This is a genomic window from Alkalilacustris brevis, from assembly GCF_003350345.1.
Classification (GTDB): domain Bacteria; phylum Pseudomonadota; class Alphaproteobacteria; order Rhodobacterales; family Rhodobacteraceae; genus Alkalilacustris; species Alkalilacustris brevis.
Genome location: NZ_QNVJ01000084.1, coordinates 1 through 24400 on the forward strand (window position 1 = coordinate 1; position 24400 = coordinate 24400).

Genomic DNA, 24400 nt, shown 5'->3' on the forward strand with positions numbered 1-24400 from the left:
CCCGCATGGATGACATTGCGAGACCCGCTTTGCGAGGCGAAGGAGAGGTTGACCAGTCGCGCGCGAAGCCGCGCAGCGTCGGGCCGCGGTGCGGCGATCCCCGATTGGAGATATTGTGCTTTATGCCAGCCAGATCCGAAAAAGATCACGGCTTTGCGCTGGTGGCAGCCAAATCGCCGTGCCCGGGGGCGGCCCGGCGATGCGCGGCGGGCTGACGCCCTTGATCCCGCGCAGGGAATTGCCCCGCTCATCCGCTCCGGGCTCAATACCGTCAACGGGTATCTCGTGTCAGGCGGCGAACACTAGCGATCCGCCTCGCCGCTGTCGGGCTGGTTGCGCTCGATCTTTTCGCGTTCGGATAGCTCCTTGCCGGCTCCGGTTTCCTGCGCCGTATCGGAGGCACTGCCGCGCCGGGGCTTGCCGCTTTCCTCGTCCGGCACGCTGGCGGCAGCCTCGTCCGAAGCGTTTTCTGCCCCGCCTTCTTCCACAGATGGCTCTGACGCCTCGGCTGCCGGCGGCAGCGTCTTGTAACGGCGCAGGTTCAGGGGCGGCGCGCTGCCGTCCTTGTCCTGGCCCATGTAGACGGTCATGTGCGGGAACGGGATTTCCACGCCGGCCTCGTCGAGAACCTCCTTGATGATCTCGTTATAGGCGCGGCCCACGGCCCATTGCATCCCCGGCTTGACCTTGATGCGCCCGCGCACCACCACCGCCGAATCGCCCAGCGCCGACACGCCCTGGATATCCAGCGGCTCAAGTATCTGATCGCCCAGATCACCCGCCTGCAGGATGTCGAAGGCCTTGTGCATCAGCGCCTTCACCTCGCTCACGTTCTCGCGATAGGCGACGCCGATTTCGGCCACATGGAAGGCAAAGCCCTTCATGAAGTTCGACACCATATCGACCGAACTGAACGGGATCAGGTGATAGGTGCCGGACACATCGCGCAGCCCCACCGAGCGGATCGTCAGCTTTTCCACCACGCCGGTGGTGCCGCCGGCGGTGACCACATCGCCCTCGTTCATGGCGTTCTCGAACTGGATGAACGCGCCGGTGATGATGTCCTGCACCAGCTTTTGCGCGCCAAAACCGATGGCCAGGCCCAGCACGCCGGCACCGGCCAGCAGCGGCGCGATGTTCACCCCCAGCTCCGACAGTGTCAGCATCGCCGCGATGATCACCAGCGCGATCATGAAGGCATTGCGAAACAGCGCCAGCAGAGTGCGTTCGCGGGCGGTGGGCACCGTGCCAACCACAGGGTTGAGCCGGTATTCGATGAAGGACGACACCGCCAGCCAGATCAGCGCGGTGATCAGAACCACCAGCGCCGCCGAAACCAGCCGCCCCAACAGGTCGCGCCCGACTTCCGAGGCCAGCCAGCCCACGAAATCCATTACCTGCCAAGTCTGCCCGATGGCGATCAGCACCGTCAGGATCACCAGTGCGCGCACCACCTTGAGCACCGAGGGCACGAAGGCGTTGAGTCGCGCCTCGAGCAGCGGCAGGTTGCGCTGCAAATCGGCCGGCAACCGCAGCCCGCCGCGGATCGCGCGCGAGATCAGTGCCATGACCCCGACCCCCACGACGACCGCAACAGCTGAATTGACCGTCGCCACCAGCATGAACTGCAGCGCCTCGCCCGGTCGCGCCATCCAGATCGCGAACAGCGCGACCAGGTAGGCGATCGCCAGCCAGTGCCAGAACGCGCCCAGGATCGCCTCGATCCGGCCGATCAGGTCCTGAGGATCGCGTTCGCTGCGCGCGCTCAGTGCCCGGCGGATCGGCGCGCGGTTCTGCAACACGATCAGAACCGCCACGAACAGCGCGGCAAGCGCGATCATCACCGCCAGGCTGCGCCCCACCACCGGCGAGACCGAGGCATTGACCAGCGGCACCACCAGCAGCAGGCCATAGCCCAGCAGGCTGACCAGGCGCGAACTCCAGAAATACCAGTACGCGGCGGTTTCGTCGCTCATGGTCGCGAAGCGCAGGCGCGGGAACTGCGGCGAAAAGATCGCGCGCAGCACCACCTTGGTCAATTCTATCAGCAGAAAGGCGTTGAGAAACAGGCTCTGGCGCACATCCATCTCGCCGGCGACACCATAGACCAGCGCAAAGGCATAGCCGCCGCCCCAGGCCAGCAGGATGATTGCCGCATCGACCACGCTCGATGAAAGGATAAGTGTCAGCGCATAGATCCAGCCGCGCCTTTCCGCGCGCGCCGACATGGCGCGGAAAATCCGCACCCCTACGGCGCGCAGCCCGAAAAACAGCCCCAATGTCACCGCGGCCACCAGCACCAGTGCTATGGCCGCCGCGCGAAACTCGGCCCCATTCACATCCTGCCCGGCCGCGAACAGCCCCGCCAGCCCCTGCAGGCTGCCTAACAGTTCAAACAGAAAGGCGGTCGTCCCCTCGGCAAGGCCACGGGTATATTCGGCGATCTGGCGGGCGAGCGAGCCCCCTTCGGTCAATGTCACCACATCGCCGTTCTCCGGGGCGGCGACTTCCTCGCTCTCGGTCAGAAGCCGCTCGATCAGCACCTCGCGCGCGGCATCGTCGCGCAATATCTCGACCAGGGCATCAACAGCCTCCTGCCCGCCCGCACCGTTGGCGGGCGCCGTCGGATCGAACAGCGACTGCGATTGCGCCTGAACCGGCAGCGCCAGCAGGCCAAGACTGATCAGCAGACAACGAAACAAGCACTTCATGTAGGCTTCCATCCTATTCGCGCGTTTTCCTAATCCCTAGCGCGCACACCCGGGGGTTTCAAATCATCGCCCCGCGCATCGCCTCGCCTTTCAGGATGCCCCGCGCGCCTCGAGCCCCCGCTGCAGACGCACCGGCACCGTGCGCGCCAGCCCCAGCACATGCGCCATGAAGGGCTTGGCTGTGTCTTCCGACCGGGTGGCGGCATAAAGGCGCCGGGTCAGGCCCTTGGCCGTCAGTCGCCGGGTGACGTAATCCGAATGGTAGCGCACTTCGCGCAAGACCCAGTCGGGCAGCACCGAAACGCCGCGATTTGACGCCACCAGAAGCAGGATAACCGCGGTCAGCTCCACCTGCCGCACCCCGCGCGGCTCGACCTTGGCGGGGGTGAGCAGCTGCGAGAACACATCGAGCCGGCTTCGCTCCACCGGGTAGGTGATCAGCATCTCGTCGCGAAAATCCTCGGCCTCAATATGGGGTTTCTCCGCCAGCGGGTGCTGGGCGGCGGCCACGAAAAGCGGCTCATAGTCGAAAAGCGGGGTAAAATCGGCGCCCTCCAGCGGTTCCGGATCGGACGAGATCACCAGATCCACCTCTTCGCGCATCAGCGCAGGTAGCGCGCCGAAGGCCAGACCGGGGCGGATATCGACATCGACCTCGGGCCATTTGCGACGGAATTCTTCCAGCACCGGGAACAGCCATTCGAAACAGGCGTGGCATTCAATGGCGATATGCAATCGCCCCGACTTGCCCGAGATAAGCCCGCGGAATTCCTCCTCCAGCGCCTCGACCTCGGGCAGGATGCGCTCGGCCAGCCTGAGCAGTTTCATCCCCGCCGCCGACAGTTTCAACGGGCGCGAGCGGCGCACGAACAACTCAACCCCGGCCTGTTCTTCCAGCCCCTTGATCTGGTGGCTCAGGGCCGATTGCGTCAGGTGCAGCATCTCCGCAGCGCGGGCCAGACCGCCGGCCTGATGGATCGCGCGGATGCTGCGCAGATGGCGAAACTCGATGTACAACTTCAACGCACCTCATATTGAAGATGAATATTATGAATTTGTCTCACTATTCGCGCCATGCGACAAGAGGGCAACCCAGATTGGAGTCCCTTATGCCCACCCCGCGCGTGTCTTTCGAATTCTTCCCGCCCAAATCGCTGGAGGCAAGCTTCCGGCTTTGGGATACGGTGCGTATGCTCGCCCCGCTCAAGCCGCGCTTTGTCTCTGTCACCTATGGTGCAGGCGGCACGACGCGGCAACTGACCCATGAGGCCGTCACCACCATCGGCGCGCAATACGGGCTGAACGTGGCCGCGCATCTGACTTGCGTGAATGCCTCCCGCGCGGAAACGCTTGAAATCGCCGACTCTTACGCCAAAGCCGGGGTCAGCGAGATTGTCGCGCTCAGGGGCGATCCGCCCAAGGGCGCGGGCCGCTTCACGCCACACGCGGAGGGCTTTGCAAACTCGATCGAACTGATCGAGGCGCTCGCCGCCACCGGCAATTTCAAGCTGCGCGTGGGCGCCTACCCGGAGCCGCACCCCGAGGCCGCCGACAGCGCCGCCGATGTTGCCTGGCTCAAGCGCAAGTTTCAGGCCGGGGCCGATTCGGCGATCACGCAGTTCTTCTTCGAGGCCGAGACCTTCCTGCGTTTCCGCGACGCCTGCGCCGCCGCCGGGATCGACCGCCCCGTCATCCCCGGCATCTTGCCGATCGAGAACTGGACCGGCGTGCGCAAGTTCGCCAAGGCCTGCGGCACCTCGATTCCCGGCTGGATGGACGATGCCTTCGCCAAGGCCGAGCGCGACGGGCGCAGTGCCCTGCTGGCCACCGCGCTGGCAACCGAGATGTGCGATACGCTTCTGCGCGAGGGTGTGGAAGACCTGCATTTCTACACGCTCAACAAGGCGCATCTGACCCGCGATGTCTGCCACGCGCTGGGCATCCAGCCCGAGGCCACGCTGGAAAAGGTCGCCTGAGGGGGCACGATTTGTTCGCAGCGCATTTATGCCGACCGCGAACGCCCCTTCAGAAGAATCTCTTGCAGCGGCGCTACAGCCTTGCGTGCGACGGGAGCGCGCCCGACCGAGGTGGGCGCGAAACGCGCCCGCCGTGGGGGCGGGCGGGCGCGTTCCCGTCGCTTGCGCGACGGGAGGGTTCAAACTGCACCAGTCAGAACCGGAAAGGTCTATCGGCTCGTTTTCCGGCGTTGCTTCAACCCACCGCCGCCTCCAGCGACATCACGGTGACCAGCTTGAGCGCGCCGAAGCCGTTGAAGCGCGTGTTCGTCACCGTGCTGTAGGCGCCGGTGCCGCGAAACAGCACGTAATCGCCCTCGGCGATATCGGCGGGCAGCCCGACCTCTCCTGGCAGGCGATCCACGCTGTCGCAGGTCGGGCCGAACACTACGCGCGGCAAGATCTGCCCGCGCCGTGGCGTGCCATCGGAGGCAAGCACTGAAACCGGGCCGGGGATACCCACCAGCGGCGTCTCGGCCAGCGCGCCATAGACACCATCGTTGAGAAACACATGCGCCCCGTCGCGCACCGCGCGCACGCGGGCCGCCAGCGTGAAGCTTTCGGCCACCATGGCGCGCCCCGGCTCGCAGATCAGCGCGGGCGCATCCGCGCCGAAGGCCGCCTGCGTCTCGGCCGCGATGCAGGCAAAGATCGCCTCGAGCGCCGGGGTCGCACCATCGCCGCGATCGGCCGGAAACCCGCCACCGACATTGAGCCGGGCAATCGAAACACCAGCACTGCGCGCAATCGCGGCGGCCTCGCGGATATAGGCGCTCCAGGCCTGCGGGTCGGTGCATTGGGTGCCGGGGTGGAAGGTCAGCGCCGGGGTGAGCCCCCGCGCGGCCACCTGTGCCAGCAGCCCTGCCGCCTGTTCGGGCGTGGTGCCGAACTTGGCTCCGAAATCATAGCTCGCGCCCTTGACCGGCAACTTGAAGCGCACGGCGATCTCGCCCGGCCCCGCAGGCAGATGCGCGAGCAGCTTGTCCAGCTCGCTTTGCGAATCCACCGACCACGAGGCGACGCCCGCCGCAACCCCAGCCGCAATCTCGGCCACACTGCGCACCGGGTTGTTGTAATGCAGCGCCGCGCCGGGCACGAGCCGCCGGATCAGTGCAATCTCCTCGGGCGAGGCCACATCGAACCCCGCCACCCCGGCGGCGGCGATGTTCTGGATCACCTCTTCATCCGGGTTGGCCTTGACCGCATAGGTCACAAGGCCCGGAAAACCGGCAAGAAAACGCCGCGCGCTGTCTTGCAGCCAGTTCGGTGCGAAAAAGAGCACGGGCGTATCGCAATCGGTCCGCCGCAGATAGCTGTGCGGATCAGCCCAGATTGTCTTGCTCAAACTCATGCACGTCGCTCCTTCTGCGTGACCCGGTTTCGCGGTGTGATTGCCTCAGGGTCAAGGATGCGGGATATGGTGCACGATTTCACCGATCAAAACCGTTGTTTCTGCAATCCTTTACGTCATAATGACGAAACTTTCGTCATTATGAAAGGTCAGCCATGGATGAACTCGATAATGCCCTGCTTTCGCAGCTTTCGGTCGACGCGCGCACCTCGGTCGCAACATTGGCGCGGCGGCTCAAGGTCGCGCGCTCGACCGTGCAGGCGCGCATCGAACGGCTTGAAAACACTGGCCAGATCACCGGCTACACCATCCGCCGCGGGGAGGATGCGCAGCGCCGCCGTATCAGGGCCACGGTGCTGCTGACCATCGAACCCCGCGCACAGCCCGGCGTGCTGGGCCGGCTGCGCGCGCGCACCGATGTCGAACGCATCCACACCACCAGCGGGCGCTTCGACCTGCTGCTGCAGGTTGCCAGCGAAACCACTACTGCGCTGGATGCGTTGCTTGATGAAATCGGTGCGATCCCCGGGGTGCGCTCCTCAGAAAGCCTGATCCACCTGTCCACCAAGCTCGACCGCGCCACATGAGCCCCGGCTCAGCGCGGCGGCGCAAGCCCTGCGATCCCGGCCTCGAAGGCCTCACGCGATATCTCGCCGATATGGCGGGCCTGCACCCGCCCGCCCGCATCGACGAACAAGGTCGCAGGCAGCCCCAGCACCGAATAATGCCGCGCCAGCGCCCCGCCTGTGTCAAGCACCACGATGGGCAGATCCAGCGCCTCATCAGCCAGGAAGCGACGCACCGGGCCGGCCCCCTCGCGCTGATTGGCAAAGACGAAATCCACCCCCGGATGCCCTGCCGCCACCTCAGCCATCATCGGCATTTCGCGGCGGCAGGGCGCACACCATGTCGCCCACAGGTTGATCACCATCGGCCGCCCCTCGCGCAGTGACAGGTCGATCTCGCCACCATCAAGCGTGGCCAGCGCCTGCACGGGCGGGCCGACCTCGGGAAGTGGCGTGCGCAGCCCCCAGACGCCTTGCCAGACCACCAGCCCAAGCGCCGCCGTCACCAGCGCCGCCCGCGTCATCCCCGGCACGCGCCACAGCGCAAACGCGGTGATCGCCCCCGCTGCCGCGACCCCCGCCGGCGCCCAGAAACCGCCCTGCCAGAAGAAGGCCGCGCGCCAGGGTTCGGCGGCGAAACTGTCCCAATGCCGCCCGACATGGCCCAGCCGCGCCGCGATGAACCCCCAAAGCAGCACCTGCCCCGACCAGAGCTGCAGCCGCGCATCCGCCCCGCGCCGCCCCGCCCACCAGACCGCGGTCAGGAACGCTGCCGCCCCGGCGATCACCGCAAAGCGGTCGATCGGAAAAACCAAAGGTCCCAGCGCCACTGCGTCCATTGCCTTGCCCCTGTTCTTTTGCCTGCCGCGCCTTGTCGCGTGACCGCGCCGCACGGGCAAGGCCGCACCACCACGTCCCACGCCGATGTGAGCGCAGGCCACCCCCGCATCGCTGCTGGCCCTCGCCCGCCGCCTGCGTTAAACGGGCGCAAGACCTGCACCCAGCGAAGAGCAAGAAAGCAGCATGGCAAGAATTCTGATCACCTCGGCGCTGCCCTATATCAACGGGATCAAGCATCTGGGCAATCTCGTGGGCAGCCAGTTGCCCGCCGATCTTTATGCACGCTACTGCCGCGCACGGGGCCATGAGGTGATGTTCATCTGCGCCACCGACGAACACGGCACCCCCGCCGAACTTGCCGCCGCCAAGGCCGACCGGCCGGTCGCCGAATACTGCGCCGAGATGCATGAAACCCAGGCCGCGCTGGCGCGCGGATTCGGGCTGAGCTTCGATCATTTCGGGCGCTCGTCCAGTATGCGCAACCAGGCCCTGACCCAGCATCTGGCCGTTAAACTGTATGACGCCGGGCTGATCGAGGAGGTGCGTGAAAAGCAGGTCTATTCCCCCGGCGACGGCCGTTTCCTGCCCGACCGCTACATCGAAGGCACCTGCCCCAATTGCGGCTATGAACGCGCGCGCGGCGACCAGTGCGAGGAATGCACCAAGCAGCTCGACCCGACCGATCTGATAAATCCGCGCAGCGCCATTTCCGGCGCGACCGACCTGGAAGTGCGCGAAACCCGCCACCTTTACCTGCGCCAGTCGAAACTGCGCGACCGGCTCGACCGCTGGATCGACTCGCAGAAAGGCTGGCCGGTGCTGACCACCTCGATCGCGAAGAAATGGCTGCATGACGGAGATGGGCTGCAAGATCGCGGCATCACCCGCGACCTGGACTGGGGCGTGCCGGTGCAGTTCGACGGCGCCCCGTGGAGCGGCATGGAGGGCAAGGTCTTCTACGTCTGGTTCGACGCGCCCATCGAATACATCGCCGCCACCGCCGAATGGGCCGACGCCCTGGGCCATGACGAGGCCGCCTGGCGGCGCTGGTGGCGCACCGACGAGGGCGCCGATGACGTGCGCTATGTCCAGTTCATGGGCAAGGACAACGTCCCCTTCCACACGCTGTCCTTCCCCGCCACGCTGATGGGCTCGGCCGAGCCGTGGAAACTGGTGGATTACATCAAGAGCTTCAACTACCTCAACTACGATGGCGGGCAGTTCTCGACCAGTCAGGGCCGCGGCGTCTTCATGGATCAGGCGCTGGAGATCCTGCCCGCCGATTACTGGCGCTGGTGGCTGCTGAGCCACGCCCCCGAGAACTCCGACAGCGAATTCACCTGGGAGAATTTCCAGACCAGCGTGAACAAGGATCTGGCCGATGTGCTGGGCAATTTCGTCAGCCGCGTGACCAAGTTCTGCCGCTCCAAATTCGGCGAGGTCGTGCCTGAAGGCGGGGAATGGGGCGCGCGTGAAACGCAGTTGATCGAGGATCTCACACAGGGCCTGGACAGTTACCAGACGGTCATGGACGGGATGATGGTGCGCCGTTCGGCACAGGACTTGCGCGCGCTCTGGGTGCTGGGCAACGAATACCTGCAGGAGGCCGCGCCCTGGGCCAGCTTCAAGACCGCGCCCGAGACAGCGGCCATGCAGATCCGCCTCGCGCTCAACCTGATCCGGCTTTACGCGATCATCTCGCAGCCGTTCATCCCCGATGCCAGCGCGCGCATGATGCAGGCGCTTGGCTGCGATGACTGGGCCTGGCCGGGTGCGGCCGGCGACGCCCTTCAGGCGCTGCCCCCCGGCCATGCCTTCACCGTGCCCGATGTGCTGTTTGCCAAGATCACCGACGAGCAGCGCGAAGCCTGGCAGGCGCAGTTTTCGGGGCAGCGCGGCGGATAAAGCAATTTCAGAAAGAGTTGATAGACTTTTTCGGTTCGAAATTGCGACAAGACAGAAGGTTACACCCGGCGCGGCAGGGTTGCCGGCCGCGGCGGGATCAGGTTTTCTTGGCTGCGCCTCGATGCCTTCCAGCACAGCGGACATTGCCCATGGATATGGATACCGCCTATGCCAACGCGCCCTTCATCGCGGGGGCGGAACACTTCCCCCCGCGCTGGAAGGCCGACGCCGCCGCGTTTCGCGCGGCGCTGGGCGCGCGGGCGCGGCTGGATCTGCCCTATGGCCCCGGCCCGCGGCAGAAGCTCGACCTCTTTCTGCCCGAAACCCGCCCGGAGGGGCTGGTGCTGTTCATTCACGGCGGCTTCTGGCGCGCCTTCGGGCGCGAGGACTGGTCGCATCTGGCGGCTGGCCCGGTGGCGCAGGGCTGGGCGGTGGCGATGCCCTCCTACACGCTGGCGCCGCAGGCCCGGATAAGTGAAATCACTTCTGAGATGGTGGTCGCGCTGGAGGCTCTCGCAGGCGAATGGCCCGGTCTGCCGATCGTGGGCACGGGCCACTCGGCGGGCGGGCATCTTTGCGCCCGACTGGCCTGCCAGGGCGTGCTGACCGAGCCGCTGGCGGCCCGGTTGCACCGGGTTGTGCCGATCTCGCCGTTGGCCGACCTGCGCCCGCTGATGCAAACCGCGATGAACGACGATCTGCGCCTCGATGCGGCCGAGGCCGAAGCCGAAAGCCCGGTCAACTGCCGCCCCCTCGGCCATGTCGCCGCGCATGTGTGGGTCGGCGGCGACGAGCGGCCCGCCTTTCTCGATCAGGCACGGTGGCTGGGCGCGGCCTGGGGCGTGCCGGTGACGGTGGCGCAGGCGCGGCACCATTTCGACGTGATCGATGCGCTGGCCCAACCCGGCAGCGCACTGGTCGATCTGCTGATCGGCAGCGTCGATTTCTGAAAGCGCGCCGCCACGCGGTGTTTTACCGTTGAGGCATGGCAAATGATCCGGCGTGAATATATGTTTTGCACAAGCAACGGGCCGGGCTTGCACCCGGGCTTGCAACCGGAAAGGAGGGACGCATGGCGCATGGCTGGATCGCACAGACGGCAATTGCCGCGGCAGTATCACTGACCGCCCTGACGGGGCAGGCCGCGGCGCAAACAGCTGTCCCGCTTGGCGATGAAGACCATGGCGCCGCCCTTTGGCAGGCCGAATGCGCCGCCTGCCACCAGATCGGCGCGGGAGCCGAGCACGACATAGGCCCGCATCTGAACCGCGTCTTCGGGCGGCGTGCCGGCAGCCTTGAAGGCTTTGCCTATTCGGACTCGATCGCGCGGATGGGGCGAGACGGGCTGCGCTGGGATATCCGCACGCTCGACGCCTATATCGAGAACCCCTATTCGCTGGTTTCGGGCACCCGAATGGCCTATCCGGGCCTGCCCGGTGCCGAGGATCGCGCCGACCTGATCGCCTTCCTGCGGGTCTATTCGGATGCGCCCTCGGATATTCCCGGGGCGCCCCCGACCGCCCGCCGGGTCGAGCCGGACCTGCCCGAGGAGGTACTCGCCATCGAGGGCGACCGCGAATATGGCCAGTTCCTTGCCAGCGAATGCACCACCTGCCACCAGCGCGGCGGCGCGGCGCAGGGCATCCCCTCGATCACCAACTGGCCCGAGGAACGTTTCGTGGTCGCCATGCACGCCTATCGGCAGGGCCTGCGCCCGCATGACGTGATGCAATCGGTGGCGCGCCGGCTCGATGACGAGCAGATCGCCGCACTTGCCAGCTATTTCGCCACCATCGACGATTGAACGGCACAGCCCCCACGCCGCACGGGCTTGCAGGCCGGGCGCGGCCTGACATATAGGCTTTCGCAACCGCAATCACTGGAGCGAGGTCATGGCAGGCCATTCCAAATGGGCGAACATCCAGCATCGCAAGGGCCGTCAGGATGCTGCCCGGTCCAAACTCTTTTCCAAGCTGTCCAAGGAAATCACCGTCGCCGCCAAGATGGGCGACCCTGACCCCGACAAGAACCCGCGCCTGCGCCTGGCGGTGAAAGAGGCCAAGTCGAACTCCGTCCCCAAGGACGTGATTGAACGCGCGATCAAGAAAAGCCAGGGCGGCGATGCCGACACCTATGAGGAAATCCGCTATGAGGGCTACGGCCCCGGCGGGGTCGCGGTGATCGTCGAGGCGATGACCGACAACCGCAACCGCACGGCATCGAACGTGCGCTCGACCTTCACCAAGCATGGCGGCAACCTGGGCGAGACCGGCTCGGTCGCCTTCATGTTCGAGCGCAAGGGGCAGGTGATCTACCCTGCAACAGCAGGCGATGCCGACACGATCATGATGGCCGCCATCGAGGCCGGCGCCGAAGACGTGGAAAGCGGCGAGGAGGAGCACGTCGTCTGGTGCGCCGATACTGATCTGGCCGCGGTCAGCAACGCGCTCGAGGCCGAATTGGGCGAGTCGGAGGCCACCCGGCTGGTCTGGAAACCTGGCACCACGACAGAGCTTGACCTGGAAGGGGCGCAAAAGCTCATGCGCCTGATCGAGGCGCTGGAAGATGACGACGACGTGCAGAAGGTCACGGCGAATTTCGAAATCTCCGACGAGGTGATGGCCGAACTCTGAAGTTGGCTGCGTCGCCTGCCGCTTCGGAATTTCCGGTTTCGGACATGTCTTGTGGATCGCGGCTGCTCACGGGGTTTTGACAAATCCGGTTCAACTGGTCAAAGTTGCGTATTCTTGCCGGCAACGGGGACACTCCCCGCCGCTTTTCCGGAGGTTTGGGACTTCATGAAAACCGACATTTGGGCACGGGCCCGCAATTCGATCGTTGCGGGGCTTGCCCTTGCTGCGACAACAGCCCTGCCCGCGGCTGCCGCGGATTGGGTGCTGGGGGTCAAGGTGACCGATTTCGGCAGTTCCCGCGCCAGCACGACAGCGGGGCTGAATCTCGAAGTGCACGGGCGGCCCTATTGGCACCTCGGCCCGCTTGCGCTCGGGTTTGCTGCCGCGGGCACGATCGACACCAAGGGAAATGCCTGGGTGGGCGTCGGGCTTTCGGCCCTGGGCGAAGGGGCTTCGCCCTGGTTTTTCGAGGCCAGTCTGATGCCGGGCTATTACCGCGCCAGCAACGAACGCTTTGATCTGGGCAAGGCCTTGGAGTTCCGCAGCCTGATCGGCGTGGGCTACAGGCTCACGCCTGACACGCGGGTTTCGCTGGCCCTGTCGCATGTGTCCAACGCCAGCCGTGGCCGTATCAACCCCGGCGCCGACAGCCTGTCATTGCGGATTCGGCGCGCGTTCTGACGGGCAAAGGCCCTGCCAGGGCCCCGGTTGACCTGACCTCGCCTGGGCCGCATCGCCCTGCGACATGGGCTGCCGAAGCCGAAAACAAGGGGCGCCGGATTTCCCCGGCGCCCCTTTCGCTTTTCGAATCCTGGTCTTCCTCGCGCTACATCACCGTCAGCAGCGTGCCGATGATGACGCCGGTGATGACGAGGTGGATCAGGCAATAGCCCATGATGTCCTTGGCCTTCAGCCCGGCGATACCCAGCATCGGCAGCGCCCAGAAGGGCTGAAGCAGGTTGGTCCAGGCGTCACCCCAGGCCACCGCCATCGCCACCCGCGCGACATCGGCGCCCAGCGCCTCGGCCGCGGGCAGCATGACGGGGGCCTGCACCGCCCATTGCCCGCCGCCCGAAGGCACGAAGATGTTGACGATCCCGGCCGCGATGAAGGTCCAGAAAGGCAAGGTCGCCGCCGTCGAGATGGACACGAACCATTCCGACATGCTCTGTGCCAGGCCCGACTGAACCATGATCGCCATGATCCCCGCATAGAAGGGAAACTGGATGACGATGCCGGCGCCGCCCTTGATCCCTTCCTGCAGCGCATCGAGGAGATGTCGCGCCGTACCATGTAGCACCACCGCCACCATCAGGAAGATGAAGTTGACGATGTTGAGGTTGAGCGACCCACCCTGCAACAGGAAGTAATCGGCCAGATAGAGCAGGCCGGGCACCCCCACCAGCCACATCAGGATACGGCTGTTTTCCAGATGTTCGGCCGGGCGCGTGGCGACCAGCTTGCGATCGGTTTCCTCGGGGCCAAGCTGCGCGGGATCGACATAGACGCTGTCTTCCTCGGGCGGCACCATATAGCGGTTGGTCAGCGGGACCACCACGAACAGTATGGCGACAAGCAGCAGGTTGAAACCCGAGAAGATCGTCTGCCCTGTGCCGATCACGCCGATGGTGGCTTCGGCGAAATGCCCCTCGGTCGCAATCACCAGCGGGATCGACCCGGCAAGCCCGCCGTGCCAGACGACAAAGCCCGAATAGGCCGAGGCGATCAGCAGCCGATAATCAACCCGGATCTGCCGCGCTAGTTCCTTGGCAAAAAGCGCCCCGACAACCAGCCCGAAGCCCCAGTTGATCCAGCTTGCCGCCAGCGAGACAACCGTCACGAGCACAATCGCGCCGCCGGGCGATTTGGCAAATCCGGCAAGATTTTGCAGGAATTTCTTGACCGGTGGCGAACTGGCCAGGATGAAGCCCGTCACCAGCACGAGCAACATCTGCATCGAAAAGGTCAGCAGCCCCCAGAAGCCATCGCCCCATTGCCGCATGACCTGTTGCGGGCTGTTGCCCTCGAACAGGATGGCCGCCGCGGCGGCGATCAGCGTGAGCACGAGAACGAAGACGAAAGGATCGGGCAGGTAGCGATCCATCAGTTTCACGGCAGGCCGTGACAAAGCGCGTAACATTGAGCACCCTCCCTCGATTTCCCGGCGATCTCGCCAGGCCACGCCGTCCGATCCGGCGCAGGGCCAGCTTACGCCTGTTTTTTAGGCAGGCAAGGAAAAGAATACATCTGATGGTTGATTTTTCAAGGCCGCATACTAGATGTGGCCCCTTCGCAGAGGGTGCCCTGCCCTGTCCCGCGGCGGCGGACCGGTTCGCCGCCGCGTTCAGCCGCGTGGGTCGGTCAGGCGGGAAAGCAGGCTGTCACGGGTGATCACGCCAATGAGTTGCCCACCATCGGCCACCGGCACGGGCGTGTCGTCATGGGCCATGCGGGCGATGATCTCGCGCACCGGGGTTGCCGCGCTGACGGGCGCCGCGGCCCCCTCCTGCGAAGGGCCGTCACCCGGCGGGATCATCGCGTCCCGCGCGGTCAGCACGCCCAGCGGGTTCATATTGCCTACGAAATCCGCGACGTAATCATTCGCGGGGGCCGAGAATATCTCGCGCGGGGTGCCGCACTGGATGATCCGCCCGCCCTCCATGATGGCGATGCGATTGCCGATCTTGAAGGCCTCGTCCAGATCGTGGCTGACAAAGATGATCGTGCGCCGCAACCGCTCCTGCAACTCCAGCAACTCATCCTGCAGCCGGGTTCGGATCAGCGGGTCGAGCGCGGAGAAGGGCTCGTCCATCAGCAGAATGGGGGCGTCGGTCGCGAAGGCGCGCGCCAGCCCCACGCGCTGCTGCATCCCGCCCGAAAGCTCGCCCACGCGGCGTTCGGCCCAATCGGCAAGGCCCACCATCTCAAGCTGGGCATCGACGCGTTCGCGCCGGGCGCGGGCGCGCATTCCGGACAGTTCCAGCCCCAGCCCCACGTTTTCGCGCACGGTGCGCCAGGGCAGCAGGGCGAATTGCTGGAACACCATGGCGATACATTCCCGCCGCAGGTGCAGCAGCTCGGCGGCGCTGGCACTGCTCAAGGTGCAGGACCAGTCGCCATCATGCACGCGCACATCGCCGCGCGTCACCGGATTCAGCCCGTTGACCGCGCGCAGCAGCGTCGATTTGCCCGAGCCCGACAGCCCCATCAACACCACGATCTCGCCTGCGTCCACGGTCAGGCTGCAATCATGCACGCCCAGCACCTGGCCGGTGGTTTTCTGTATCTCGGCACGGCTTTGCCCCGCGTCCATCAGGGGCAGCGCCTTTTGCGGGCGGTCGCCGAATACGATCGAGACGCGGTCGAACTCGACGGCCGTTGTCATCGCTTGCCCTCCACGCGCAGCATCCGGTCAAGCAGGATGGCCACCACCACGATCACGACGCCGGATTCGAACCCCAGCGAAGTATTGACCGAGTTGAGCGCGCGCACCACCGGCACGCCAAGCCCCGCAGCCCCCACCAGCGCAGCAATCACCACCATCGACAACGACAGCATGATCGTCTGGTTGAGCCCCGCCATGATCTGCGGCAGCGCATAAGGAAGCTCCACCTTCCACAGGGTCTGGCGATTGGTGGCCCCGAAGGCCCGCGCCGCCTCCAGCAACGGCTGCGGCGTCGAGGATATCCCCAGATGCGTCAGCCGGATCGGGGCGGGCAGAACGAAGATCACCGTCGCGATCAGCCCCGGCACCATCCCGATCCCGAAGAACACGATGGCCGGGATCAGGTAGACGAAGGCCGGCAGCGTCTGCATCAGGTCGAGCACCGGCCTCATCCACGCATAAAGTCGGGGCCGGTGCGCGGCCGCGATGCCGATGGGCACGCCAATGCCCATGCAGACCACGCAGGCCGAAAGCACCAGTGTCAGGCTTTCGGTGGTGGCGCGCCAGTACCCCTGGTTGAGGATGAAGAGAAAGGCCAGCGCCACCACGAGGCAGGGTTTCCATGATCGCTGGATCACCCATGTCAGCGCCACGAAAGCGCCGACCACAGCCATCGGGTGCGGGGTCTGCAAGGCCCAGAGGATGGCATCGACCAGCCCCCGCATGGCGCCTTCCAGCCCGTCAAAGAACCAGCGGCCATTCGCCTGCAGCCAACTGAAGACATCGCGCGCCGTGGCGCCCACGGGGATCTTGTTTGCGGTTATCCAGTCAAGCATGCCGGTGTCCTGTGCTGGTGGGGCCTCCGTCGGGGCAGGGCTGATGGCGCTCGGGAATGCTCTACGCCGATGATGCCGGGTGGCGGGGCAGGCGACAGCGCCCAAGTTGCCGGGGCGGCTATGGCTGTGGCTGCCGTGTCAGGGGCGGGGCCAAGCGGCCCCGCCCCCCACGTGCGGCCGGTCGGCAGATCAGGCAACGCGCCCCTGTCCTCGACTCGCCGCTCAGTTCAGCGCAGCACTGACCGCATCGAGCGCGTCGGCGCCGTCGATCGTGGTCACGCCGTCAAGCCAGGGGGCCAGAACCTCGGGGTTGTCGGCCAGCCAGGCGCGCGCAGCGTCCTCGGGGGCCATTTCCTCGTTGAGGATCATGCCCATGATCTCGTTCTCCAGCTCCAGCGTGAAGGCGAGGTTTTGCAGGAATTGCCCGACATTGGGGCATTCCTCGACATATCCGGCGCGGGTGTTGGTGTGCACCGTGGCGCCGCCCAGGTCGGGGCCGAACCAGTCATCGCCGCCTTCCAGATAGGTCAGGTCGAAATTGGCGTTCATCGGGTGCGGCTCCCACCCCAGGAAGATGATCGCCTCGTCCCGGTCGCTGGCGCGCTGGACCTGCGCCAGCATCCCCTGTTCCGAGCTTTCCATCAGGTCGAACCCGCCCAGCCCGAAGGCATCGGCCTCGATCATGTCGAGGATCAGCCGATTGCCGTCATTGCCCGGCTCGATGCCGTAGATGCGGCTGTCCAGCGCCTCGGCTTGACCGGCGATATCGGCAAAGTTACCGATCCCCAGCCCGGCGCCGGCGGCATTGGTGGCCAGGGTGTATTTCGCGCCCGTCAGGTTGGTGCGCACCGTGTCCACGGTGCCGGCCTCGCGGTAGGGGGCGATGTCGGCCTCCATGGTGGGCATCCAGTTGCCCAGAAACACGTCCACATCGCCCGAGGCCAGCGAAGTGTAGGTCACAGGCACCGAAAGCACCAATGTGCGCGTGTCATAGCCCAGCGCATCCAGAATCGTGGTCGCCACGGCGGTGGTGGCGGTGATGTCGGTCCAGCCGACATCCGAGAATGTCACGGTGCCGCAATCGGCGGCCGCCTGCCCGGCAAGGGCCGTGGCGGCAGTGGCGGCAAGTAGCGTGGTCTTGAGGGTCATTTCCGTCTCCCTGTTTTCTTGATTGACGAGTCAATAAACATCCGGTTAGCTGTGGCATTCAAGAGGTTTTTTCGCGGGAACGCGCATGCCCAAGCTCGGAATGCAGCCTATACGAAGGGCCGCACTGGTAAAAGCGACCATAGACGAGATCGGCGCGGCAGGCTCGCTTGACGTCACGGTGGCGCAGATCGCGCGCCGGGCGGGCATGTCATCGGCGCTGGCGCATCACTATTTCGGCGGGAAAGAGGCGATCTTTCTTGCAGCAATGCGCCACATTCTGGCGCTTTACGCCGCCGAGGTGCGCGGTGCGCTATCCGCCGCCGAAGGGCCGCGCGGGCGGGTGCTGGCAATCATACGCGCCAGCTTCGGCACGGCGAGCTTCCGGCGCGAGGCGATCAGCGCCTGGCTGAACTTCTACGTGCTGGCCCAGACGGTACCCGAGGCAAGGCGGCTGCTGGGAATCTATCAGCGCAGGCTGCATTCCAACCTCTGCCACGCGCTGCGCCCGCTGGCCCGGCCGGCCGCCGTGCCCGAGATCGCGCGCGGCATCGCCGCGCTGATCGACGGCGCCTATATCCGTGAAGCCCTCAGCGCGGGCGAGCCTGACGGTGCGACCGCCGCCGCCATGGTCGAGGCGCATCTCGACGCGATGCTCGCCCGCCACGGCATGGTAGCCGAAACAAGCGGTAACTGACACATCAGGGATACCACACCGATGCAGGCACAACCCGAAGCCAGCCACTATATCGACGGCGCCCCCGCCGAAGACACCGCAGGCGAGCGGATTGAGGTGATCCACCCCGCCAATGGCGAGGTGATCGCCGTTGTCCATGCCGCCACCCCGGCGCTGATCGACCGCGCGCTCGATGCCGCAAGTCGCGCGCAGGCCGACTGGGCCGCGCTGCGCCCGGTTGAACGCGGGCGGATTCTGGCGCGTGCCGCCGCGCTGATCCGCGAACGCAATCACGAACTTTCGGTGCTGGAAACGCTCGATACCGGCAAGCCGATCCAGGAAACCCTGGTGGCCGATGCCGCAAGCGGCGCCGACGCGCTGGAATATTTCGCGGGCTTCGCGCCGACGGTGGCGGGCCAGACGATCCCGCAAGGGCGCGATTTTGCCTATACATTGCGCGAGCCGCACGGCGTCTGCGCAGGCATCGGCGCCTGGAACTACCCGATGCAGATCGCCTGCTGGAAGGCCGCGCCTGCGCTGGCCTTCGGCAATGCCATGGTGTTCAAACCCTCCGACCTCACGCCGCTTTCGGCGCTGAAACTGGCCGGGATCCTGACCGAGGCCGGGCTGCCGGCGGGGCTGTTCAACGTGCTGCAAGGTGCAGGCACGGTGGGGGCTGCCCTGGCAACCGATGCCCGCGTGGCAAAACTCTCGCTGACCGGATCGGTGCCGACGGGGCAGAAGGTTTATGCCGCCGCCGCGCAAGGCATCCGCGCCGTGACGATGGAACTGGGCGGCAAGTCACCCCTGATTGTCTTTGACGATGCCGATCTGGAAGACGCGGTAAGCGGGGCGATCCTGGGCAATTTCTACTCGGCGGGGCAGGTCTGCTCGAACGGCACGCGGGTGTTCGTGCAACGCCCCCTGCGCGACGCGTTCCTTGCCCGGCTGGCCGAGCGCACCCGCGCCATCCGGCTGGGCGATCCGCTCGATCCCGAAACCCAGATGGGCCCGCTGGCGAGTGCCGCACAGATGGAGAAAGTGCTGCGCCACATTGAGGCTGCCCGCGCCGAGGGCGCGCGGCTTGTCACCGGCGGCGCGCGCCACGGCACCACGGGGTGCTTTGTCGAACCCACGATCTTTGCCGATGTGACCGATGACATGGAAATCGCCCGCGAGGAAGTCTTCGGTCCGGTGATGGCGGTCCTCGATTTCGATAGCGAGGATGAAGTGCTCGCCCGCGCCAACGCCACGCCCTACGGGCTGTCGGCCGGCGTGTTCACCCGGGACCTGACGCGCGCCCATCGCATGGCCGCCGGCCTGCAAGCGGGCACCTGCTGGATCAACGCCTACAACCTGACACCGCTCGAGATGCCCTTCGGCGGCGTCAAGATGTCCGGCGTGGGGCGCGAGAACGGGCACGCGGCGCTAGAGCACTACACCCGCATCAAAAGCGTCTATGTCGGCATGGGGCCTGTCGATGCACCGTATTGAGCTGCAGGGCGCTCCCGCCCGTCTTTGCCCCGCCCCGGCGGGGCACATCCCGTTGGGCCGGGCGCGCCGCCTGCGCGGCGCGCGGTTTCGTGTCGGCGCGGGTCGCCCGACGCCAATTCACAAGGCGCTGTGATGGAGGCCGATTTCATCATCGTCGGGGCGGGCTCTGCCGGGTCGGTGGTGGCCTGCCGCCTGGCCGAGGCCGGGGCCAGCGTGCTGGTGGTCGAGGCCGGCGGCAGCGATGCCGGGCCGTTCATCCAGATGCCCGGCGCGCTGTCCTACCCGATGCGCATGGGCCGTTATGACTGGGGCTTTGCCACCGAACCGGAGCCAGGCCTGGGCAACCGGGTGCTGGCCTGCCCGCGCGGGCGGGTTGTGGGTGGCTCGTCCTCGATCAACGGGATGGTCTATGTGCGTGGCCATGCCCGCGATTTCGATCATTGGGCCGAGACCGGCGCCACCGGCTGGAGCCACGCCGATGTGCTGCCCTATTTCCAGCGGCTGGAAAACTGGCACGGCGATGCCGCGAGCAGCCCCACCGGGATCGAGGGCGCGCACCCATGCCCAGAGGATGCCGCCTGGCGCGGGCGGGGCGGCCCGCTGCACGTCACGCGGGGCAGGCGCGAGAACCCGCTCTTCGACGCCTTCATCAAGGCCGGGCGGCAAGCCGGCTACCCGGTCACGCGCGACTATAACGGCCACCAGCAGGAAGGCTTCGGCGCGATGGAGGCCACGATCTGGCGCGGGCGGCGCTGGTCGGCGGCCTCGGCCTATCTGAAACCGGCCCTGCGCAGCGGCAATTGCCAACTTATCCGCGGCCAGGTGCTGCGCGTTCTCTTCGACCAAGGCCGCGCCACCGGCATTGAGATGTCCCGCCGCCCCGGCGCGCAACCTCGCATCCTGCGCGCGCGCCGCGAGGTGGTGCTGGCCGCCTCGCCCATCAACACGCCCAAGCTGCTTATGCTCTCGGGGATCGGCCCCGGCGCGCAGCTGGCCGCACACGGGATCACGGTGCTGGCCGACCGCCCCGGCGTCGGCGCCAATCTGCAAGACCACCTTGAACTTTACCTGCAATACGCCGCGCGCAAGCCGATCACGCTCTACCGTTACTGGAACCTGCTGGGAAAGGCCTATGTCGGCGCGCGCTGGCTGCTTACCCGCAGCGGCCCCGGCGCCTCGAACCAGTTCGAAGCCTGCGCCTTCATCCGCTCGCGCGCCGGCATCGAATACCCCGATATCCAGTATCACTTCCTGCCCATCGCGGTGCGCTATGACGGGCGCGCCGTGGCCGAGGGGCACGGGTTCCAGGCCCATGTCGGGCCGATGCGCTCGAAAAGCCGCGGCCATGTGCGCCTGGCCTCGCCCGACCCGCTGGCGCCGCCGCGCATCCGCTTCAACTATATGAGCCACCCCGACGACCGGGCAGAGTTCCGCGCCTGCATCCGCCTCACCCGCGAGATCATGTCCCGGCCCGCCTTCGCCCCCTGGCTGCGCGCCGAGCTGCAACCCGGCCCCGCCCTGCAATCAGACGACCAGCTCGACGCCTTCATCCGCGACCACGCCGAAAGCGCCTATCACCCCTGCGGCACGGCGCGGATGGGCCGCCCCGACGACCGCGAGGCCGTGGTCGATCCCGAAGGCCGCGTGATCGGTGTCGAGCACCTGCGCGTCGTCGACAGCTCGGTCTTTCCACGTATCACCAATGGCAATCTCAACGCCCCCACCATCATGACCGCCGAAAAGATGGCCGATCACATCCTGGGCCGCGCGCCGCTTGCGCCGATTGACCGCGCGCCGTGGATCAACCCAAACTGGCAGGCCCGCCAACGCTGAGCGCTCAGCCCGCCAGCCCGCGCCTGCCGCAAGGTTCCTTCACTGTGACAAAAATATCCTCGCCGAAGGCCCCCACCGACAAGGCGCGCGCCACCGGCAGTTTGCAGATTAACAATTCGTGAAGAATAGCACTTGGCCGGCCCCGGCGCCCCCTGCTATATCCACTGCATGTTGCGGTTCATACTTACTGCCATACTTTTGGTTGTGGTGCCCGGGGCCCATCCGGCCGGGGCCGAAATTCTGCGCGGCCCTGCCCATGTGATTGACGGTGACACGATCGACCTGGGCGCCACCCGCATCCGCATCCACGGAATCGACGCACCCGAGCGGGCCGAGCGCTGCGCAAAGGCGAATGGCGCCGACTGGGCCTGCGGGCTCTGGGCACAGTATGAAACCGAGCGGCGCTACCAGGGCGAGGTGCTGGAATGCCGCGACCTGGGCGAGCGCACCCATGGCCGCGTCGTGGCGCAATGCTTTCACCAGGGGCGCGACATCGCGCTCGATCTGATCGCGGCGGGAGTGGTGCAAGCCTGCCCGCGCTACGCGCTCGAACATCCGCATTCGCTGAGCTATATCGACGCCGAAAAGGAGGCGGCCTTTGCCGCCGCAGGCATCTTCGCCGGCCCCGTCAACCCGCGCGCGGGCTTTTGCGCGGAGCGCGCCGCGCCCTCGCCCGCGCCATTCCTTCCCGCCACTTCTGTGCAGCCACGCGAAGGCGACTGTGTGATAAAAGGCAATGTCTCGGCGGGCGGACGGATCTACCATGTGCCCGGACAGCGTGATTATGACCGCGTAAACATGAATGCGCCGGGAAAACGCTGGTTCTGCAGCGAGGAGGAAGCCCGCGCCGCAGGCTGGCGCCCGGCCCGGCGATAGGGAGGCACCCTTGGACAAGCTGGAAACCCGCAGCGGCCTGCCCGAGGCCCTGCGCGTGCTGGTCAGGCAGTATCCGCGCGACATCTGGGAAAGCCACCGCAACTTCGACGCGCTCACCCGGTTCTGGCTGGAACGGCACATGATGTTCCGGCGCATCCTCGAGCGCGTCACCGGCGAGACGCAGCAATTCCTCGACGGCAATCGCGACGCCCGGGGTTTTGCCCGCGACACGGTCCGGCTGACCGGCGGGCTGCTGAACGAGTTGCACGGGCACCACCAGGTCGAGGACATGCACTATTTCCCCACGCTCGCCGGACTGGAGAAGCGGCTTGAGCCCGGGTTCGAGCTGCTCGATGCCGATCACCACGCGCTGGACGGGCATTTGCAGGCCATGGCCGACGATACCAACGCCATGCTGCAGGCGATCACACAGGGCGACGGGCATGACGAGGCAGGGCGCGTCGAGGCACGATTGGAGAGATTCGCGCAGTTTCTCGACCGCCACCTGATCGACGAGGAAGAGCTGGTGATCCCGGTCATCCTGCACCACGCGCCAAGGTTTTGAGGCGCGCCGGGGCCGGTGGCCGGGCTCTGATCGGCCCGAGGCAGAACCGGGGGCTGTCTGCCCCCGGACCCCCGAGGATATTTCCTTCACAGTGAAGAGGCAGGGTGTGGCGCCGACGGCGAATCGGCGCCTCTCAATCTTCGATCACATAGGGCAGCAGGCCGCGGTTGTCGGGGTCGACTCGCAGCCCGCTTTCGAGCGGCGGCACCGAACGTTGGTGGCAGTCACGCCGTTCGCAGATCCGGCAGGATATTCCGATCGGCTCGAAGGCTTGCGGGCGTCCGAGATCCATGTCGTCGGTATAGACCAGCGCGCCGGCATGGGCGATTTCGCAACCCAGCCCGATAGCATAGCGCCGCACTGGCGCCAGGAATGAGCCGCCGGGTTTCGACACATCCCGCGCAAGGCAGAAATAGCGCACGCCATCGGGGGTTTCGGCCAGTTGCCGCAGGAAGCGCCCGGGTGTTTCAAAGGCGCGATGCACGTTCCACAAGGGGCAGGCGCCGCCATAGCGGGCGAATTGCAACCGGGTGGCCGAATGGCGTTTGGTGATGGTACCGGCCTGGTCGACGCGGACGAAAAAGAACGGGATGCCCTTGTTACCGGAGCGTTGCATCGTTGACAGGCGGTGGGCGACCTGCTCGATCGAGGCGCCGAACAGATCGGCCAGCCGTTCCAGATCGTGACCGGTTTCGCGCGCGGCCTGCAGAAACCGGCCATAGGGCAAGAGTGCAGCCCCGGCGAAATAATTGGCGATGCCGATACGGGCGATGGCGCGCGCCTCGTTCGACTGGAAGCGCGCGAGATCAAGCGTGGCGTCGATCAGCCGGCCGTGCGCGAGCAGCGCCACCTGGTGCAGGATCTGGAAGCGCTGGGTCGGCCGTTCGGCCCGCGTCGAGATGGTCAGGATCTTTGCCGCCGGATCGAACGCACGCAGGCGTTCGCGGTCGGCGAATTCCAGAAGGATGCTGTGTCCGGCCAGCGCATCGCGGGCGCGTTCGATCACGTCGCTGCCGGGCGGACCGGCGAAATGTTCGGCGGCGCGGTCCACCGCGTCGAGGTAGTTGTCGCAATAATGGAAGAAGTCGCGCACTTCCTCCCAGGCCGAGGGGCGCAGCGTCGCCTCGTCGCGGTCCAGCGCCTCGTCGAGCGAGGCGAGGCGTTCATGGCTGTGGCGATAGGCGCGGTGCAGGTGCAGGAAGGCCCGTGCCAGCGCCGGCGCGTTCGAGGCCGCCAGCCGCAGATCGGCCAGCGGCGGGGCCAGTTCGGCAAAGACCGGATCGGCCAGGGCCTCGCGCATATCGGTGACGATGCGCTCGGCATCGCCGGTGGAAAGCTCAGTCACGTCAAGGCCGAACTCCTGGGCCAGCGCCAGCACCACCTGCGCCGAGACAGGGCGGTGGTTGTTTTCCATCTGGTTCAGGTAGGGCAGCGACACACCCAGCTTGGCGGCAAAGGCCTTCTGGGTCAGACCCAGCCGTGTGCGGGTTTCGCGAAGTTTGACACCGGCATAAAGCTTTTGCGTGGCCATGGCGTGCCTCTCAGGGTTTGCGAATTCCTGATTAGGC

General features: G+C 66.2%; 21 protein-coding genes. 12 read left to right on the top strand and 9 right to left on the bottom strand.

Going from position 1 to position 24400, the window contains the following annotated elements:
* Window positions 1-302 precede the first annotated feature (302 nt).
* Together DQ229_RS13000 and DQ229_RS13005 are read right to left on the bottom strand one after the other, a co-directional pair.
* Window positions 303-2711 (bottom strand): mechanosensitive ion channel domain-containing protein, encoded by a 2409-nt coding sequence (locus tag DQ229_RS13000; protein ID WP_162300867.1) that lies wholly within the window; start codon window positions 2709-2711, stop codon window positions 303-305.
* A 90-nt stretch (window positions 2712-2801) separates the two neighbouring features.
* Window positions 2802-3728, bottom strand: coding sequence for a LysR family transcriptional regulator (locus tag DQ229_RS13005; protein ID WP_114966692.1), 927 nt, complete (start codon window positions 3726-3728; stop codon window positions 2802-2804).
* A 92-nt stretch (window positions 3729-3820) separates the two neighbouring features.
* On the opposite strand from DQ229_RS13005, the gene metF reads away from it, so the two are divergent.
* Window positions 3821-4687 (top strand): methylenetetrahydrofolate reductase [NAD(P)H], encoded by an 867-nt coding sequence (metF, locus tag DQ229_RS13010; RefSeq protein WP_114966693.1) that lies wholly within the window; start codon window positions 3821-3823, stop codon window positions 4685-4687.
* Between the two features lie 235 nt (window positions 4688-4922).
* Here metF and DQ229_RS13015 read toward each other — a convergent pair whose 3' ends face one another.
* Window positions 4923-6077, bottom strand: coding sequence for a type III PLP-dependent enzyme (locus DQ229_RS13015; protein ID WP_114966694.1), 1155 nt, complete (start codon window positions 6075-6077; stop codon window positions 4923-4925).
* 155 nt (window positions 6078-6232) lie between these two features.
* Here DQ229_RS13015 and DQ229_RS13020 point away from each other — a divergent pair, with 155 nt between their 5' ends.
* A complete protein-coding gene (locus DQ229_RS13020) occupies window positions 6233-6664 on the top strand; it encodes an Lrp/AsnC family transcriptional regulator (RefSeq protein WP_114966695.1) in 432 nt (143 codons plus the stop codon).
* An 8-nt stretch (window positions 6665-6672) separates the two neighbouring features.
* Here DQ229_RS13020 and DQ229_RS13025 read toward each other — a convergent pair whose 3' ends face one another.
* On the bottom strand, window positions 6673-7482 hold the full coding sequence (locus DQ229_RS13025) for a TlpA disulfide reductase family protein (protein ID WP_114966696.1): 810 nt from the start codon (window positions 7480-7482) through the stop codon (window positions 6673-6675).
* Window positions 7483-7666: 184 nt separating this feature from the next.
* Between DQ229_RS13025 and metG the strand changes: the two genes are divergently transcribed.
* The 5 genes from metG to DQ229_RS13050 all read left to right on the top strand — a co-directional run bounded on the left by metG (window position 7667) and on the right by DQ229_RS13050 (window position 12702).
* Window positions 7667-9388 (top strand): methionine--tRNA ligase, encoded by a 1722-nt coding sequence (gene metG / locus DQ229_RS13030; RefSeq protein WP_114966697.1) that lies wholly within the window; start codon window positions 7667-7669, stop codon window positions 9386-9388.
* 149 nt (window positions 9389-9537) lie between these two features.
* On the top strand, window positions 9538-10338 hold the full coding sequence (locus DQ229_RS13035; RefSeq protein ID WP_114966698.1) for an alpha/beta hydrolase: 801 nt from the start codon (window positions 9538-9540) through the stop codon (window positions 10336-10338).
* A gap of 122 nt (window positions 10339-10460) precedes the next feature.
* Window positions 10461-11192: a c-type cytochrome gene (locus DQ229_RS13040; RefSeq protein WP_114966699.1), complete on the top strand. Its 732-nt coding sequence runs from the start codon at window positions 10461-10463 to the stop codon at window positions 11190-11192.
* An 88-nt stretch (window positions 11193-11280) separates the two neighbouring features.
* Complete coding sequence (locus DQ229_RS13045) at window positions 11281-12021, top strand: YebC/PmpR family DNA-binding transcriptional regulator (RefSeq protein ID WP_114966700.1); 741 nt, start codon at window positions 11281-11283, stop codon at window positions 12019-12021.
* Window positions 12022-12186: 165 nt separating this feature from the next.
* The gene (locus DQ229_RS13050) at window positions 12187-12702 is read left to right on the top strand and encodes an acyloxyacyl hydrolase (protein ID WP_114966701.1); all 516 of its coding nucleotides are present in this window, start codon (window positions 12187-12189) and stop codon (window positions 12700-12702) included.
* Between the two features lie 145 nt (window positions 12703-12847).
* Here DQ229_RS13050 and DQ229_RS13055 read toward each other — a convergent pair whose 3' ends face one another.
* The 4 genes from DQ229_RS13055 to choX form a co-directional block, all read right to left on the bottom strand.
* Entirely contained in the window at window positions 12848-14161 is a 1314-nt protein-coding gene (locus tag DQ229_RS13055; protein ID WP_114966702.1) for a short-chain fatty acid transporter, read from the bottom strand.
* 204 nt (window positions 14162-14365) lie between these two features.
* Window positions 14366-15406 carry a choline ABC transporter ATP-binding protein gene (gene choV, locus DQ229_RS13060; RefSeq protein WP_114966703.1) on the bottom strand — a complete coding sequence of 347 codons (1041 nt, stop codon included), beginning with the start codon at window positions 15404-15406 and terminating at the stop codon, window positions 14366-14368.
* Window positions 15403-16242 carry a choline ABC transporter permease subunit gene (gene choW, locus DQ229_RS13065; protein ID WP_114966704.1) on the bottom strand — a complete coding sequence of 280 codons (840 nt, stop codon included), beginning with the start codon at window positions 16240-16242 and terminating at the stop codon, window positions 15403-15405. The genes choV and choW overlap by 4 nt, the downstream gene beginning before the upstream one ends.
* A gap of 222 nt (window positions 16243-16464) precedes the next feature.
* Window positions 16465-17391: a choline ABC transporter substrate-binding protein gene (choX, locus tag DQ229_RS13070; protein ID WP_114966705.1), complete on the bottom strand. Its 927-nt coding sequence runs from the start codon at window positions 17389-17391 to the stop codon at window positions 16465-16467.
* 85 nt (window positions 17392-17476) lie between these two features.
* Here choX and betI point away from each other — a divergent pair, with 85 nt between their 5' ends.
* From betI to DQ229_RS13095, 5 genes are all read left to right on the top strand, one after another.
* Complete coding sequence (gene betI / locus DQ229_RS13075; protein WP_114966706.1) at window positions 17477-18085, top strand: choline-binding transcriptional repressor BetI; 609 nt, start codon at window positions 17477-17479, stop codon at window positions 18083-18085.
* Window positions 18086-18106: 21 nt separating this feature from the next.
* The gene (betB, locus tag DQ229_RS13080; RefSeq protein ID WP_114966707.1) at window positions 18107-19558 is read left to right on the top strand and encodes a betaine-aldehyde dehydrogenase; all 1452 of its coding nucleotides are present in this window, start codon (window positions 18107-18109) and stop codon (window positions 19556-19558) included.
* Window positions 19559-19690: 132 nt separating this feature from the next.
* The gene (gene betA, locus DQ229_RS13085; protein WP_114966708.1) at window positions 19691-21391 is read left to right on the top strand and encodes a choline dehydrogenase; all 1701 of its coding nucleotides are present in this window, start codon (window positions 19691-19693) and stop codon (window positions 21389-21391) included.
* Window positions 21392-21598: 207 nt separating this feature from the next.
* On the top strand, window positions 21599-22267 hold the full coding sequence (locus tag DQ229_RS13090) for a thermonuclease family protein (RefSeq protein ID WP_162300868.1): 669 nt from the start codon (window positions 21599-21601) through the stop codon (window positions 22265-22267).
* Between the two features lie 10 nt (window positions 22268-22277).
* Window positions 22278-22832 (top strand): hemerythrin domain-containing protein, encoded by a 555-nt coding sequence (locus DQ229_RS13095; RefSeq protein ID WP_238381078.1) that lies wholly within the window; start codon window positions 22278-22280, stop codon window positions 22830-22832.
* Between the two features lie 133 nt (window positions 22833-22965).
* Here the strand turns inward: DQ229_RS13095 and DQ229_RS13100 are convergent, their stop codons facing one another.
* Window positions 22966-24363: a helix-turn-helix domain-containing protein gene (locus DQ229_RS13100; protein ID WP_114966711.1), complete on the bottom strand. Its 1398-nt coding sequence runs from the start codon at window positions 24361-24363 to the stop codon at window positions 22966-22968.
* Window positions 24364-24400 lie beyond the last annotated feature (37 nt).